Raw genomic sequence first — 16,921 nt, 5'->3', positions numbered from 1 at the left:
AAGTTTTCGCGTGCAAATATAGAAGATTTAATTTAAATAAGAAAGTTGTTTATCAAGCTTTTTTAAGCATAAAAAAACACGCTCTTTCCGAGCGTGTTTTTCTTTATAATATAAAACGGTATATTATGGTAGTGTTGGGCTATAATTTGTAGGATAATCTCCCGCCTTTGGTAAATTACCTGAGGCTTCAAAGTTACTACCATAAGTAGCATCTATAGCTTTTAAGAAACTACTGGCCATTAAGGCATACCCTCTAGACGTTGGGTGTACGCCATCGAGACTAATAAGACCGCCAGTTACTAAATCTGTAGTCATAACATAGGCATCAAACTGAATACCTGTTGTAGAAGCTTCGACTAAAATAGCATTTAAATCTACTAGTGCTAAACCGTGATTGGCTGCTACGTCAGATATACTAGCATTATAGGCCTGAGTTGCCATGGCAATTTCTTGTTGCTCTTCGGGTGTTAAAACCCATTTGTCTTCTAATTGAATTTGAGTCCCATAGCCTTGAGGTATTAAAGCCGAAAGTGGCAGTACAAATAAATCATTTTCAGTCGCTTGTCTAAATTTAGGTAATCCAGAAAAAGCAGGGTTAATTGCTCCCAAGTCGGTTAAGTTTTCGTCTATAATCACTAGAGCGTTGTTTGTGCCAGCAGCAAAAGTTATGGTTCTTGCTGCCGCTTCCTCAGCTGTAAATAATCCTGTGCCAGCCAAGGCAGCAAGCGCCTGTTGAATGCCTCCATTATATTGCGCATACCCTTGATTAAGAGCTCCAGCTGTTGCAGCGTCTAAAGGCACTGGGTTATGTGGCACTGTTGTAAAGTGCGATAAACTTGTAATATTTGGTAAGTTACCAATGGCACCTTTAGCGCCATTCGCCGTTAGGCCGTCTACTATGGCATTAAGAGCGGCATCAAACTGTGGTGTTGGTGTAATTGGATTTGTACCATCGCCACCAGAAAGGGCATAACCTAAAACATCGTTTCCTCCAACTTCAGATAAGGTAAAAAATGTTGGATTTTGGGCCACAGCATCACTTAATACCGTTGCAGATCCAGAAGATGCCACTCGAGCATAAAAAGGGTTCGCAGCTGCATAACCAGGAGCTGTTAAATGAAAACTTTTGGCTCCAGGGATACCGAAATTATTAAAGTCGCTTCCTATATTTACTCCAGCCTCGGTTGTTATTGGTGGCACGGGTGCACTTATACTGGTTAAAAAGACATCTAAAGGAACGGGACCAGAACCTCCAAAAACCAATCTATGTCCTCTAGCCACTGTGCCGCCAACAAGAATACCACCCGTATTATCGCTCATTAATGGCTGGGAAAAACCGGCGTTTCCTACGCCTTCAAATTTTTTGGCTAAGATACTAGGAAACGAGTTTTCTTGACCAGCAATAAACAGTCCGCCATCGGTATAACCCGCGGTAAACGATGCCCCTACAGCAACATAATTAGAAAAATCTGCCGTACCAGCTGTGAGCTCTGGCAAGGCTATTTCTTGAGTTGGGTTGTCTAATAATTCTTCAAAATCTGCTTCATCATTACAGGCCGTAAATCCTATTAGAACAGCAGATAGTAATATGTATTTTATATTATTCTTCATTTTGCTAATTTTATAAGTTGTTAATGGTCCAAGAAGCGTAATACATTGAGCCTATAAAGCCTGAACCAAATACCGTGAAATATTCTTTACCCCCTATGTTTGTCCCTCCTATTTTAAAGACAGATTTTAAACTTGGAATTTTATAATTAATTTGTGCATCGACCGTATGAAATTCTGGAACAATACCATCACCGAAGGTGGCTTGCCAGAAAAAATCATCACTAAATCTGTACGACACATTAAAGCCTAAATTCTTAACCAATTCGGTATTCCCAAAAGAGGCTTTAAATTTATGCTCTGGGGTATTAAAGTTAGTCTCAAAATTTGGATTTGCCGCTTGATCAAAATCTTGCTTGGTAAAGGTATAGCTTCCTCCTAGGTCAAAATCTCCAAATATTTTTGTTGACAAGCCTATAGACGCTCCATAAGAATTTACATTAACATCAGAATTAGTATAAGCACTATAAGTTTTAAAATCGCCTGTAGCAATTGCCGGAATTGCAGAACCATCGGTTACCGAACCATATAATGGTGCAATAACAACTTCTGAAGAAATAAAATCTTTGTAACTATTGTAATAAGTACTAAAGTCTACAATAATATTACTAAACTTACCACGATATCCTATCTCTACCGATGTTACTTTTTCTGGCGTTACAAGGTTTGGATTAGCCACTTCTAAAACAGTTGGGTCTCCAGTTGCAGCCAATTGTTGTACAGAAGATGCTGTATATGAATTGTTATATGCCGCTGCACCCGTTTGCGTGTAAATTGTACCGTTAGCAGCTTCAAATTCACGTGAGTATCGATCTAAATTATCTGGTGCCGAACCTACTAATATGGCTCTTCCAGCATCTAAACCAATAAATAAATCTTGTGTGGTTGGGTTTCTGAATCCGGTTTGTGCCGAAGCTCGAATGTTATGATTTTCGTTTAGAGTTAATCCTAAAGACAATCTAGGCGACACAAAACCTTTAAAAAACTCCGATTTATCGTAACGCGCTGAAGCCGTTATTTTTAAATCCATAATGTCATTTAACTCCACATCTTTCTGTATTTGTGTATAAACACCAAACTCGTTGTAATTGATATTTCCATCGTAATCTGTATAAATAGATCCAAAAGAGTTCAAATCGTATTGTCTAAAAGATCCACCAACTTGAATGTCTGCAAAGTCTATTAAATGGCTAAAGTTGTAGTTCCCATCGGCATGATAATACTTAGAGGCATCTTGGAATTTTGAGCCTGAAGCCAAATCTGGATTACCAATAACCCTATTGAAAGCATTTTCAAACTCGGCGGTGCCTGGCACGAGTCTACCCGTATCGGCTGTCGCTCTGGCAATGGCATGTGCTTCGTCTTGAGTAGCGCCTCCAAGTGTCGCATTTATTAATGCTCCTGTGTATTCACCAAACCAAACATTATCAGGTTTCCAAGACCTGTTAATATTAATTCCAGTAAATACCATATCGTAAGAGTCGCCCGCTTTATCTGAAACTACATAACCTCTTACAAAATAATTATCGTTTTTAAATTCTAGTTTATGTTGTTCTTGAAAGAAGCGATCTATATTGTAACGGTTGGTACCTTGATATATGGTTGTACCAGTACCTACTTTACCAACATAAGACACTTCAAAATTACTATCTGTTATAGGGCGGTAATACAATCCCCAATCTGCTTTGATACTTTGGGCTTTATTGTCGGTTAAGAATTTTTCGTTGTAACCCGTTCTACTCACATTAACTAAAGGCACCAAACTCACTAGAGCTGGATTAGGTAATTGTGCTAAAAAATCAGGATTTTCAATTACCGCTCTAAGATTCGTAGACACCTCATCTCCGTAAACATTAATTCCATTGTAATTTGTATTGGTAGCTCTTGTACCTCCAAACCTGTCGCTATCTACCTCGCTAGTTGCCGCCCAATCGGTACCGTCTAAGTAGCCAAAATTGACCTTACCTGCAAACTTATCGCTAAATTTATAAGCAGCACGAATACTAACATCTGTATAAGGATTATCGCCCGCAGCCTCCTGAGATGTGATTCCCTGTTTGATGGAAGCACTAATACCTTGATGATCGAAAGGGTTTTTACTACGCATAAAAAGAATACCATTAAAGGCATTAGCTCCATATAAAGCTGAAGATGCTCCTGGGAGTAATTCTACACTTAAAACATCGGTTTCTGTTAAACCCACTAAATTACCTATTGGAAAGTTTAGGGCCGGTGTGGAATTATCCATACCATCTACAAGCTGCATAAAACGGGTGTTAGCCGTTGTCGCAAAACCCCTAGTGTTTACAGAATTAAAGGTTAAACTACTCGTATTTACATCCACGCCTTTTAAATTGGCTAAACCACCATAAAAATTAGAGGATGCTGTATTTCGAATTTCTTTTAATCCAAAACGCTCTACCGTTACTGGCGATTCGAAAATACGTTCTGGGGTTCTAGATGCAGATATTACTACCTCATCTAGTGCTGTTCCCTCTTTGAGAACAAAATTTAATACCTGATTGTTTCTGGTAACGGTAATACTAACAGTTTCAAAACCAACCATACTGGCTTGTACAGTAAAGGGTAGGCTTTGATTTACGTTAAGTGTAAATCTACCGTCAAAATCGGTTACAGTTCCTATAGAGGTGTTAGCAACAATAAGGTTTGCTCCGGGAAGCGGCTGGCCACTATCGTCGTTAACTGATCCGGATATTGTAGTTTGGGAATAAGACAATCCAAAACATAACAATAGTAAATACGGGAGTATAGTTTTCATTTAATAAGATTTAATTTAATTGGTTAAGTAAGCAATATAAAAATATAAAATATGATTTCCTCATGAAATCATAAAAAAATATGCAATAAATTTAGATGAATTTGACATATACTAATAAATATTAAAATTATGGTCTTGAAAAAATTACGGACTAAAGAGGGCATCTCATCAAAAATAAGTGTCCAGCATCAAATCCAAGATTGCCCGAGAATTTTAATTATTCAACCGTTACAGATTTAGCCAAATTTCTAGGCTGATCCACATTACAATTACGCATTACGGCAATATAATAGGATATTAATTGTAAAGGTATGGTCGCTAATAGCGGTGATAGTGCCTCTTCGGTATCTGGAATTTCAATAACATGATCGGCAATTTCTTTTACCGCTGTATCCCCTTCGGTTACAATGGCAATAATTTTACCTTTTCTGGATTTAATCTCTTGAATATTACTAACCACTTTCTCGTAATGCCCTTTACTAGGTGCAATGACAATTACGGGCATTCTATCGTCAATTAAAGCAATAGGACCGTGTTTCATTTCGGCTGCAGGATAGCCTTCAGCATGTATGTAAGATATCTCCTTTAATTTTAGGGCGCCTTCGAGAGCCACCGGAAAGTTATAACCTCTACCCAAGTATAAACAATTGGTAGAAAGCAAATATTGTTTAGCTATGTTTTTTACGTGCTCGTCAACCTTTAAAAGTTCTTCAATTTTTTGAGGAATAAGTTCTAATTCGTATAAATAACTTCTAAAAACTGAACTAGACATGGTGCCTTTAGCTCGAGCTAAACGCAAAGCCATAAGCGTTAACACCGTAATTTGAGTTGTGAACGCTTTAGTTGAGGCTACACCAATTTCTGGACCAGCATGGGTATATGCCCCAGCATGTGTTTCTCTAGCAATAGAAGATCCCACAACATTACAAACTCCGAAAACAAAAGCCCCTTTAGATTTTGCTAATTTAATAGCCGCTAAGGTATCGGCCGTTTCACCCGATTGTGATATGGCAATAACCACATCATTTTCATAAATTACAGGATTTCTGTAACGAAACTCAGACGCATACTCTACTTCTACTGGAATTCTCGTAAATTCTTCAAAAATATACTCGGCAACCAACCCGGCATGCCAAGAGGTTCCGCAGGCTATTATGATGATTCGATTGGCGTTTAAAAAGGTTTTCATGTTATCTTCAACACCAGCCATTTTTATAATGCCCTCATTACTCAATAATCGACCTCTGTAAGTATCCCTTATCGCTCTTGGTTGTTCGTGAATTTCTTTTAACATGAAATGCTCGTAACCCCCTTTTTCAATTTCCTCAAGATTCATTTGAAGCTCTTGTACGTAAGGCACAACTAAGGAATCATCTTTAATTTTTCTAACCTTTATTTCCTTTCCTGGTCTAACAATGGCCATTTCTTCATCTTCTAGATAAATGGCATTTTTAGTATATTCTAAAAACGGGGAGGCATCACTTGCAATAAAAAACTCGTCCTTTCCAATCCCAACAGCTAAGGGACTACCTAAGCGTGCAATAACAAATTCGTTGGGTTTGTTTTTATCGAAAACAACAATGGCATAGGCACCTATTACTTGATTTAGGGCAATCTGCACAGCCTTGCCTAATTTTACGTTTTCCTTCTTTTTTACGTCTTCAATTAAATTAATTAAAACCTCGGTATCTGTATCCGATTTAAAAGTATAACCTCGGGCCATCAGCTCCTTTTTAAGGCCTTCGTAATTTTCAATAATACCGTTATGAACGATAACCAAATCGCCCGAATTTGAAGCGTGCGGATGTGAGTTTACATCGTTTGGAGCACCATGGGTTGCCCATCTTGTATGACCAATACCAATAGATCCTGTCTTAGTAATTTCTTTTGAGGATTTTTCTATAAGATCTGAGACTTTACCTTTTGTTTTAGCGACTTTAAGATCATTACCATCATATAATGCAATTCCAGCACTATCATACCCTCTGTACTCTAAACGCTTAAGCCCCGAAATAATAATAGGGTAAGCCTCTCTATGTCCTATATATCCAACAATTCCACACATAACAAAAATTTAATTTTATTTAAAACTTAACAAATATCTGATAAAATTAAGAACTAATAACAAAATAGCACAGGAACTTCATGTTTTTTATAACGCACCTCAGCGCTTTTTAACGTATGAGAACCTAAATGGTTTGTTTTAAAAACACCATAACAAAAACAAAAAAACCTTTTACAGAGTTTTCAATGCAGAAAATTTACTGTAAAAGGTTTTTGTATTTCACGCGATAACCAGGTTATTATTTATCATTAACAAACCCTTTTCAAAGTCCGCCAATGTACAATATGAAAATAACCTATTGGTAATCTTGACTTATTATAAGTTTGGCTCTGTAAAAAAGATTTCAAGTCTCATTTTTTTCGATTCATTTGGCGCAGCCACATTCGAACCGTACAAAATAGTTCCTCTAGGTGCTAACAACGCCGTAGAAGGCACTTGAGTAACCTCATCTTGACTATCCAGAATATTGACTGTACGCGTTACATTAACATTTGTAGATAACACCAATCCCAGCTTTGTATTGGTTGAATCTTTTAATAAAATGTTATTTAAATGCTCTGTAAGTCGTATTTTATATCTAAAATTATCGTTTTCATCTTTTGAACGAACCCCCAGACTTTGGAATTTAGAAAATAAAGGGTTAGACGTATCTTCCGTCTCGTCGAAAAGCGCGTAATCGATAGTTGGAATGTTGTTTTTAATATCGTAAGCATATATCCTGTCGTACTTATGAAAATCAGAATCTCCGCCAGTGGCCATAGTTTCATCTTCATAAATTACAAGATTCGCTTCGTTTATAAGTCTTTTAATAGGATAGTTTCCGTTTTCCTTAGGTAAATAGTTTCCGTTGTCATCCAATTTTCTGTAAGTTTTTTTAAAACAATCAAGTGCTGTTTCTAAAGTACCATTACAATCTACCATACCTCCAAACAGGTCTACTACAGCCATTGATCCTTCGGTGCCTTTTAAATACAGCTTGTTGTCGCCTAAGTTTTTATCACCATCGGCTAGCGTTATATTAAAATTATTTATAAAGGTATTTAAGCGTATTACAGACGTACTGTTACTAACAAAGTTTAACACATAGGTATCTTGATCTCGCTCACCACTTACAGCCGAATCTTTGGAGTAATAGATAGTAATATTGGCATTCGCAAAATTTAAAAGCATCATACTACCAGAGCCATTGACTGCCTCGGTTTTAAAATACAATCCTCTAAAATAATCTTTAAAATTATTTGCACTACTTAAAAAAGGTGAATTTTCTTGATCTAAAATTACAGTTTTCCAGTAGGAATTGTCTAATAACGTTCTAAACGCCGGTGCCGACCGCTCATTTACGCTATCAGCACCTGTTCCCGTTGTGGTAATAATGGGTGCAGAACTTGGGGTAAAAACGGTATCTTTTAAAGTTGCCAAAATATGGTCGTCAAAATTTACCGTACTGGTACCATCAAGGACATAGTTTACCGAGCTACTCGCATTGGAATAGTAGTTTTGAGGATCGTTAAACTGTGAGTTCGGATCGAAATCCCTCAAAAAATAATTACTCCTGTAAATAGTTAATTTAACGGGATCACTCCCATAAACAGAATCTTTTATTGAATATATGGCATTAGAAGTCCCTGTTTCAAAACCCACTTCTTTGCTGTAATACGGTATGTTTAAAACTACAGAGTCAATAACCGGATTAGTTCCAAAATTAGGACTTGTTGAGGCAGGAATCACTTGGGTAATAACACTTGCAGCAGTTTGACCATAAGCAGGATCGTTAAAAACACCAAGCAAGTTGGACGACAAGTCGTTAATTTTCAGGGCGGCTAATTTCTTGTTGTATGCCACTATGGGATAATCTAACGTATTGGTGTTAAAATTAGCATTGTTTTTACCTAAAACATCACTTTCAATACTGTTAAACTCTTCATCGCAGGCAAGAAACAGTGCCATAACTAGTAATAAAATGCCAGAAACTCTTAGGTTTTTAAATGTTTTTTTCATTAATTTTAGTATATTACTGTGACGTTTTTTCGTGTTTAATTATCTATTTTACCGTATCGAGTTCAGGTTTCTAAACACAAACCTCTGTATTAAAAAAAGCGGTGTAAGCATCGCCAAATTCATCTTTACTTTTATACTCTAAAACAGGTTTTTCTGAAGCTTTTATATGAGATGCAATGTTTTCAGGAATATCTTCAGAACCAATAATAACAGCATCAGAATGATCAATTGCAATTTTCATCAAATTGTTATACGTTGGATCTTTTAAAGTTTTAATAACGGCTTCATCAATTTTATCAAACTTAATTTTGTTAATCATGTCTTTGTTTAACGAACCTTCGAAGCTTTGATTGTATACCGAGGTCACAATTTTACTTTCGGTAAAGAGAGGTTCGTCTTTATAAAACTGTTTTAAATAGAGCGGCAATAGCGAGGCTAACCACCCATGAACGTGAATAACATCTGGTGCCCAATTTAATTTTTTTACGGTCTCTACAACGCCTTTTGCGAAGAAAATAGCGCGCTCGTCGTTATCTGGAAATAACTCCCCATTCTCGTCCGTTAGTGTAGCTTTGCGCTTAAAATACTCGTCGTTATCAATAAAATAAACTTGAATACGCTCTTTTGGTATTGAGGCCACCTTAATAATAAGTGGCATATCTAGGTCGTTAATCACAAGATTTATACCAGATAATCTAATAACTTCGTGTAACTGGTGTCTTCTTTCATTTATATTACCGTACCTAGGCATAAAAATTCTAATTTGCCCTCCTTGTTGGTTTACTAATCTAGGCGCCTCAAAAGACATTGAAGAAATTTCAGTCTCTGGCAAATAAGGCACTACTTCAGATGATACGTACAATACCCTCTTATCTTTCATATTTAAGTTTTTGATGTTTTTTTAATGGCTACATTATTGAGTAGCTTTTGAAAATTCAAAATAAAAAACACGCAAAAATACAAAATTTTATGCTAATTGCCAGTAAAATATTAAGTTTGCACCCGTTAAACTTTTATTAAACCATGAAGCTTTTTGCTAAAAAATCAGAAATCACAGCTGCCCTAAACCACTTAAAAAACAAGCAACTCTCGGTAGGTCTAGTGCCAACCATGGGTGCCCTTCATCAAGGCCATTTAGCTTTGGTACAAAAAGCTTTAAACGAAAATGATGTCGTTGTTGTAAGTATTTTTGTAAATCCAACTCAATTTGATAATAAAGACGATTTAACAAACTACCCAAGGACATTAGACAGCGATATTGCCTTGTTAAAAACACTGTCTGAAGATAAAATTGTAGTATACGCCCCAACGATACAAGATATTTACCAGAACGATATCGTAGCACAAAACTTTGATTTTGACGGTTTAGAGCTCGAAATGGAAGGCAAATTTAGAACCGGACATTTTGATGGTGTGGGCACTATAGTAAAACGTTTATTCGACATTATAAAACCAGATAGGGCTTATTTTGGCGAAAAAGACTATCAGCAATTAGCGATTATAAAAAAATTAGTAGAAAAACACCATATTCCTGTCACTATAATAGGGTGTCCAATTTATCGAGAGGCTAGCGGTCTGGCCATGAGCTCAAGAAATACATTATTAGAGCAAGACTATCAAAACGCTGCGCCTTTTATTTATAAAACTTTATTAGAAGCTAAAAACGAGTTTGGCACAAAAAGTGCAGATAAAATTATTGAGGGCGTTGAAAAAGCCTTTGCCAATCATGACTTATTAAAATTAGAATATTTCACTATTGCAGACATCGAGACCTTAAAACCTATAACTAAAACAACAAACAAAAAAACATATAGAGCATTTATAGCTGTGTATGCCGGCGATATTAGATTAATAGATAATATTGCTCTAAATTAATTATCTTTACACATGCAAATTCAAGTCGTAAAATCTAAAATTCACAGAGTTAAGTGCACGGGAGCCGAACTTAACTACATTGGAAGCATCACTATTGACGAAGATTTAATGGATGCTGCCAACATTATACAAGGCGAAAAAGTCCAAATTGTTAACAACGATAATGGCGAACGTTTAGAAACCTATTGTATTCCTGGGCCTCGCAATAGCGGAGAAATCACCTTAAACGGTGCTGCTGCTAGAAAGGTTTCGGTTGGCGACACGCTAATTTTAATCACCTATGCCACCATGGACATAGAAGAAGCGAAAGGCTTTAAACCCGCCTTAGTGTTTCCAAATGAAGCTACAAACTTGTTAAACTAAAGCTTTGAGCGCAAAGACAAAAAGAATACTAAAAACATTACTCCCACTAATTCTGGGAGTTTTTTTAGTCTGGTATTCATTGTCTAAAGTCTCTGTGAAAGAGCTATTAATTTACGCCCAAAACTCCAATTACACCTATATAGTTCTAGGTTTATTTTTAGGCCTTTTAAGTCATTTGTCGCGTGCCTATCGTTGGCGCTTTCAATTGGAACCCTTAGGTTACAACATTAAATTAGGCAATAGTATTATGGCCGTTTTTGTTACCTATTTAATTAATTATACCATTCCAAGAGCTGGTGAAGTGGCCAGAGCATCTTTGCTTACAAATTATGAAAATGTGCCCTTCGAAAAAGGTTTTGGCACCATTGTGGCCGAACGAGTTGCAGACACCCTAGTCATGCTATGCATTATTGCGATTACACTTTTTCTTGAATTCGATTTTATATATAATTTCCTATTCGCAAAATTTAATTTCCTAAAAACCAGCATCATTCTGGCAGGATTTCTAATTTTAGTCCTAGTTTTTTTTAGATATGTAAAAAGAAGCCAATCAAAACTAGCACAAAAGATTAAAGGCTTTGTAAACGGTCTATTTGAAGGTGCCTTAAGCATTTTTAAGATGAAAAAAAAATGGGCGTTTATTTTTCATACCCTGTTTATATGGTCGATGTATGTCTTAATGTTTTATGTGACATCTTTTTCACTAGAAGACACCAAAAATATTCCGTTTACAGCTCTGCTAATAGGATTTATTGCAGCCAGTTTTAGTATTGCAGCTACCAATGGCGGTATTGGCTCTTATCCCCTAGCCATATACGCTGCCTTTTCAATTTTCGGTATTGCCGAAGCACCGAGTATTGCTTTTGGTTGGATTATGTGGTCGTCTCAAACCCTAATGATTATAGTTTTTGGTGGCTTATCTTTAATTTACTTGCCTATTTACAACAGAATTACGGTTTTAAAAGAAGACGAAGACGACAGTTAAAAATTAGCTTCTATTTTTCTGAACATTAAAAAGTATCGAGAACAGCTTTTTAAAGGTTCTCTTAATTTATTACCTTGCAAGCTCAAACCCCAAACCTACTTAAAATGAAAAAATCAACTATTTTTTTATTAATACTACTTATTATAAATTCTATTAACGCACAAGTAAAATACGAAAGCTTTGAATCGACTAAACTAAAAGAAACTCGCGAACTTAAAATACAATTACCGAGGAGCTACTCCTATAATGACGATAAATCATACCCAATATTTATTGTCTTAGACGGCGACTACTTATTTGAAGCCGTTGCTGGAAATGTAGATTATTACGCCTATTGGGAAGAAATGCCCGAGGCCATTGTTGTTGGTGTTAATCAACTGGATAAACGATATGACGACTGTATGTATTCCGAGCAAAACTCACTACCAATCGATACTGGAGCAGCCTTTTACGAGTTTATAGGCCTCGAACTTATTCCATACATCGAAAAAACATATAGAACCGCCAATTTTAAAGTAGCCATTGGCCACGACGAAACCGCCAATTTTATTAACTATTTTTTATTAAAACCACAACCCCTATTTCAAGCCTATGTGGTAATTAGCCCAGAATTAGCACCAGACATGCTCAATTACATCCCACAGCGATTAAAAGAAATAGAGTCTAAAACCTTTTATTATTTAGCCCATACGGCCAAAGATAGGCCTGCAGTAACAGTAATGACAAAGGCCTTACATAAAGAGATATCGGCTTTAAAAAACGAAAATATACTTTACAGCTATAATAGTTTCGATAACCCATCGCATTACGCCGTTCCAACATATGCTTTACCCAAAGCCTTAGAGCACATTTTTTATGCCTACCAGCCCATAAGTAAAAAAGAATATTTAGAGGTTATTCTTAAATTAGAGTCGTCCCCTGTGGCCTATCTTCAAGAAAAATATCAAAATATTACAGACGTCTATAGAATTGAAAAGCCAATACTTGTTAACGATTTTAATGCGATTTCTGCAGCCATAGAAAAAAACCAAAGCTTTGAATATTATGAAGATCTCGCAAAAATGGCAGGTCAAGAATATCCTAAAACAATATTAAGTCATTATTACTTAGGGCGCTTTTACGAGGAAACGGGAAAGCCTAAAAAAGCGATGCACATCTATCAGTCGGCTTATTCGCTAAGTGAAATTGGAGGTATTACGCAAGAATTACTGCTAGAAAAAGCCGATTTAATAAAAACCGATTTTGGCTATTAATTAAAAACAATAACGCTTTCGCGGAAAATAAATATGGCAAAACTAAAAACAACATTTTTCTGTCAAAGTTGTGGCAACCAATTTGCAAAGTGGCAAGGCCAATGTACCGTGTGCAAAGCATGGAATACGATTGTTGAAGAAGTGTTACAAAAGCCTGAAAAAAGCGATTGGAAAACACCAACATCAACTAAAAAACGTGCGGCCGTACCATTACGAATTAACGACATAGACAGCACAAAAGAAGCTAGGTTAGATACTTTTGATGGCGAATTAAATCGTGTTTTAGGTGGCGGTATTGTACCGGGATCCTTAACACTTTTAGGGGGTGAACCTGGTATTGGAAAAAGTACCTTAATGCTTCAAATATCCTTAAAACTCCCTTATAAAACCTTATATGTTTCGGGTGAAGAAAGCCAGAAACAAATAAAAATGCGTGCAGAACGCATTAATCCCAGTAATAGTAATTGCTACATTCTAACAGAAACCAAGACTCAAAACATATTTAAACAAATTGAAAATTTAGAACCGGATATTGTTATTATAGATTCTATTCAAACGCTTCATAGCGATTATATTGAAGCTTCCGCGGGAAGTATTTCACAAATAAAAGAATGCACCACCGAGCTTATAAAATTTGCCAAAGAAACCTCGACCCCCGTACTATTAATAGGCCACATCACAAAAGACGGTCATATTGCAGGCCCAAAAATATTAGAACATATGGTCGACACGGTTTTACAATTTGAAGGTGATCGCAATCATGTATTTAGAATTTTACGAGCACACAAAAACCGCTTTGGATCTACCAACGAACTCGGCATTTACGAAATGCAAGGCTCGGGGCTACGCGAAGTTTCAAATCCTTCCGAATTGTTAATTTCCCAAAAAGACGAAGAGCTATCTGGAAACGCTATTGCAGCCACTCTGGAGGGCATGCGCCCTTTAATGATCGAGGTTCAAGCCTTGGTAAGTACCGCAGTTTATGGCACACCACAACGAAGTGCCACAGGTTTTAATGCCAAACGATTAAACATGCTATTGGCTGTTCTAGAAAAAAGAGCTGGTTTTAAACTTGGTGCAAAAGATGTGTTTTTAAACATTACCGGAGGGATTACCGTAGACGACCCAGCAATCGATTTGGCAGTGGTCGCTGCTATTTTATCCTCTAATGAAGATATGGCTCTTCAAAAAGACTTTTGCTTTGCTGCCGAGGTTGGTCTATCTGGTGAAATTAGACCGGTACAGCGTGTAGAACAACGTATCCTAGAGGCCGAAAAACTAGGGTTTTCAACTATTTTTGTGTCTAAATACAATAAAATCTCTCTTAAAAACACCACTATTAAAATTCAATTAATTTCTAAAATTGAGGATTTGGTTGGCTTTGTGGTGTAACAAATCTCGAATCTTCTTGAGCTTATAACTTGCTACCATGGTCAGCAATTAAATTAACGCGATAAAAGTTTTTTAATCGGATTTGCTGGTCTATTCTATTTTGTTTTAACGTGTTTATCGTTTAAAGCATAAAACAGACCTCGACTATTTTGATGTCATGTCGTTTAGCATAATATTTATAAAATGCTTAAATTACCTTCCTATTACTCCAAAAACTTATGGTTTGTTTAGAATGCTATGCAAAAAATATAGTAAACACACCAAAGTTGAGAGTGAAATCAGGCTAAAACAAATGAAGGATTTTATTACCATGTGAAATGAGCAACTACAACGGAAAATCCATTGGAATTATAGGAGGTGTTGGACCTTATGCAGGTCTAGATTTAATGTCTAAAATACTTAAACAAACTAGTATTAAAACAGAGCAAGACCATCTCCCAATTACCCTTTTATCTTATGCCAATACTATTCCTGACAGAACAGAATATTTACTCGAACATATTAAAGAAAACCCAGCCGATGCTCTATTTCATGTTATCGAGCGCATGGCCAAAGTAGGTGTTTCAGTTGCTGCAATTGCTTGTAATACCGCTCATGTTCCCAAAATATATTCCGCTGTAAAAGAAAAGTTGTTAAATTCCGGATTCCAAATAAAATTGGTGCACATTGTTGAGGCTACCATAAATTTCATCAAAGAATGTCATCCTCATTTGAATAAAGTGGGGGTTTTATCTACCAGTGGGACTTATACGTTTCAATTGTATGAGAAATTTATTAAAAATGCGGGATTAAAAGCTATTCGGATGCCAAAAGCATGGCAAGAATCGTTAGTTCATGCTAGTATTTATAATCCGGAATATGGCATAAAAATAACCAGTCCAGAAATACATCCAATAGCGACTAAAAAGCTTAAAAAGGCCTTAAATATGCTTATAGCAGAAGGCGCTGAGGTTATCATTTTAGGATGTACAGAGATACCATTGGCTATAACAGAAAAACAAATTGGAAACACCGTTTTAATCGATCCCAATTGGGTGTTAGCAAGAGCATTAATCCTTGAATTCGATAAAAATAAACTACAATAACTATGAAATATTTCAATTCAGCAAGTCGCTTCTTCGGTAAAAATCTTATTCTATTTAGCCTGCTTATTTTTAGTCAGACTTGCCCTGCTCAAACAGAAATAGAAGCGCGCAAGAGAGTGAGAGATTATGGAATAAAGCCTGGAATTCTAACGCCAGGAAAATGGAATAATATAACCGATGTAAAAGGCGTTACTGTAGGTCATTCATCGGTGATAGAAGGCGATTCCATTAGAACAGGAGTTACGGTAATAAAACCACATGGAGGAAATATTTTTCAAGAGAAAGTACCTGCTGCCATTTTTGTAGGCAATGGTTTTGGTAAAGCTATTGGCACAACTCAAATTAAAGAATTGGGCAATATTGAAACACCTATTGCCTTAACAAACACCTTAAACGCACCTAAAGTTGCAGATGCTCTATCAGATTATATGCTATCGCTAAAGGGCAATGAAGAAGTAGGCTCTATAAATCCGGTAGTTGGTGAAACCAATGATGGTTGGCTAAATGACATAAGAGGCAAACACGTAGAAAAACAACATGTATATTACGCATTAGAAAACAGTAAAAGCGGGATTGTAGAAGAAGGTTGTGTTGGTGCAGGTGTAGGCACAAAATGCCTAGGTTTTAAAGGAGGCATTGGGAGCTCATCGAGAGTCCTACCTGAAAAAGATGGCGGCTATACCATAGGGGTATTAGTACAGTCAAATTTTGGTGGTATTTTAACCATTAATGGTGCACCCGTGGGCGAAGAAATGAAAAATCATTATATGGCAACTCATGTGCCTTACGATGTAGATGGATCTATTATGGTTATTGTAGCTACAGATGCGCCTTTATCTTCAAGAAATTTAGAGCGTTTATCAAAACGTGCTTTTATGGCCTTAGCGCGAGTGGGATCGTTTGCCTCAAATGGAAGTGGCGATTATGTGATTGCTTTTAGCACAAACGCCGATTGTAGAATATCCAATACCAATGACATGCTCGTAAGTTTAAAGCCCGATTTAAAAAACAGTGCTATGTCACCGCTATTTTTAGCGGTTGTAGAAGCTACTGAAGAAGCCATATATAATTCGTTATTTATGGCCACAGATACCAAAGGAAAACAAGGTCGAGAAATGAAAGCTTTACCTATTGATGCCACTTTAAAGATTTTAAAGCAATATAACGCGCTTAATTAGTATGTAAATATATTAATGTCCGATAAAAGACATAAGAACGCTTCGCTTTTAGACATTAGAACCAAGACTAGATTATAACTAACTGATTGGCAGAAGTGAATTGATTAATAAAACATCTCATCGAACGCGTTATAAACGTTTTAGAAAAATAAAGTGTCATTTTAAAAGAGGTGTATAGTTCTTTATTTTAAAGAAATTGATGATGCTAAAACGTTTTTGTCGGACACAAATGATATGAACCTAATAAGAAATCAATTCGTTTGGAAGCATTGTTGTAAATATGACTGCTACTACAAGCCATGGTGCCTCTATGAACATATTTCAAAATGCAATTTCGAGA

At 36.4% G+C, this 16,921-nt stretch carries 12 protein-coding genes; 7 read left to right on the top strand and 5 right to left on the bottom strand.

Annotation, left to right across the window (positions count from 1 at the left end):
* Nucleotides 1-123: 123 nt before the first annotated feature.
* The 5 genes from FEZ18_RS07620 to FEZ18_RS07600 all read right to left on the bottom strand — a co-directional run bounded on the left by FEZ18_RS07620 (nucleotide 124) and on the right by FEZ18_RS07600 (nucleotide 9,330).
* The gene (locus tag FEZ18_RS07620) at nucleotides 124-1,611 is read right to left on the bottom strand and encodes an SGNH/GDSL hydrolase family protein (RefSeq protein ID WP_153267770.1); all 1,488 of its coding nucleotides are present in this window, start codon (nucleotides 1,609-1,611) and stop codon (nucleotides 124-126) included.
* A 10-nt stretch (nucleotides 1,612-1,621) separates the two neighbouring features.
* Nucleotides 1,622-4,387 carry a TonB-dependent receptor gene (locus FEZ18_RS07615; RefSeq protein WP_153267769.1) on the bottom strand — a complete coding sequence of 922 codons (2,766 nt, stop codon included), beginning with the start codon at nucleotides 4,385-4,387 and terminating at the stop codon, nucleotides 1,622-1,624.
* Nucleotides 4,388-4,604: 217 nt separating this feature from the next.
* Nucleotides 4,605-6,452: a glutamine--fructose-6-phosphate transaminase (isomerizing) gene (gene glmS / locus FEZ18_RS07610; protein WP_153267768.1), complete on the bottom strand. Its 1,848-nt coding sequence runs from the start codon at nucleotides 6,450-6,452 to the stop codon at nucleotides 4,605-4,607.
* Nucleotides 6,453-6,767: 315 nt separating this feature from the next.
* A complete protein-coding gene (locus FEZ18_RS07605) occupies nucleotides 6,768-8,450 on the bottom strand; it encodes a DUF4270 domain-containing protein (protein ID WP_153267767.1) in 1,683 nt (560 codons plus the stop codon).
* 70 nt (nucleotides 8,451-8,520) lie between these two features.
* Nucleotides 8,521-9,330 carry a glycogen/starch synthase gene (locus FEZ18_RS07600; RefSeq protein ID WP_153267766.1) on the bottom strand — a complete coding sequence of 270 codons (810 nt, stop codon included), beginning with the start codon at nucleotides 9,328-9,330 and terminating at the stop codon, nucleotides 8,521-8,523.
* Nucleotides 9,331-9,473: 143 nt separating this feature from the next.
* Between FEZ18_RS07600 and panC the strand changes: the two genes are divergently transcribed.
* The 7 genes from panC (at nucleotide 9,474) to FEZ18_RS07565 (ending at nucleotide 16,581) form a co-directional block, all read left to right on the top strand.
* The gene (gene panC, locus FEZ18_RS07595; protein ID WP_153267765.1) at nucleotides 9,474-10,325 is read left to right on the top strand and encodes a pantoate--beta-alanine ligase; all 852 of its coding nucleotides are present in this window, start codon (nucleotides 9,474-9,476) and stop codon (nucleotides 10,323-10,325) included.
* 12 nt (nucleotides 10,326-10,337) lie between these two features.
* Nucleotides 10,338-10,688, top strand: a complete 351-nt coding sequence (gene panD / locus FEZ18_RS07590; protein WP_153267764.1) for an aspartate 1-decarboxylase — start codon at nucleotides 10,338-10,340, stop codon at nucleotides 10,686-10,688.
* A gap of 4 nt (nucleotides 10,689-10,692) precedes the next feature.
* Nucleotides 10,693-11,673 (top strand): lysylphosphatidylglycerol synthase transmembrane domain-containing protein, encoded by a 981-nt coding sequence (locus FEZ18_RS07585; protein WP_153267763.1) that lies wholly within the window; start codon nucleotides 10,693-10,695, stop codon nucleotides 11,671-11,673.
* 104 nt (nucleotides 11,674-11,777) lie between these two features.
* On the top strand, nucleotides 11,778-12,926 hold the full coding sequence (locus tag FEZ18_RS07580; RefSeq protein WP_153267762.1) for an alpha/beta hydrolase: 1,149 nt from the start codon (nucleotides 11,778-11,780) through the stop codon (nucleotides 12,924-12,926).
* Nucleotides 12,927-12,959: 33 nt separating this feature from the next.
* Nucleotides 12,960-14,318, top strand: a complete 1,359-nt coding sequence (gene radA, locus FEZ18_RS07575; RefSeq protein ID WP_153267761.1) for a DNA repair protein RadA — start codon at nucleotides 12,960-12,962, stop codon at nucleotides 14,316-14,318.
* Between the two features lie 317 nt (nucleotides 14,319-14,635).
* Nucleotides 14,636-15,403, top strand: coding sequence for an aspartate/glutamate racemase family protein (locus FEZ18_RS07570; protein WP_153267760.1), 768 nt, complete (start codon nucleotides 14,636-14,638; stop codon nucleotides 15,401-15,403).
* Nucleotides 15,404-15,405: 2 nt separating this feature from the next.
* On the top strand, nucleotides 15,406-16,581 hold the full coding sequence (locus FEZ18_RS07565; RefSeq protein WP_153267759.1) for a P1 family peptidase: 1,176 nt from the start codon (nucleotides 15,406-15,408) through the stop codon (nucleotides 16,579-16,581).
* The last annotated feature ends 340 nt before the right edge of the window (nucleotides 16,582-16,921 follow it).

The sequence above is a fragment of the Oceanihabitans sp. IOP_32 genome (assembly GCF_009498295.1).
Taxonomy (GTDB): Bacteria; Bacteroidota; Bacteroidia; order Flavobacteriales; family Flavobacteriaceae; genus Wocania; species Wocania indica.
This window is presented reverse-complemented; position numbering and strand designations above follow the sequence as displayed.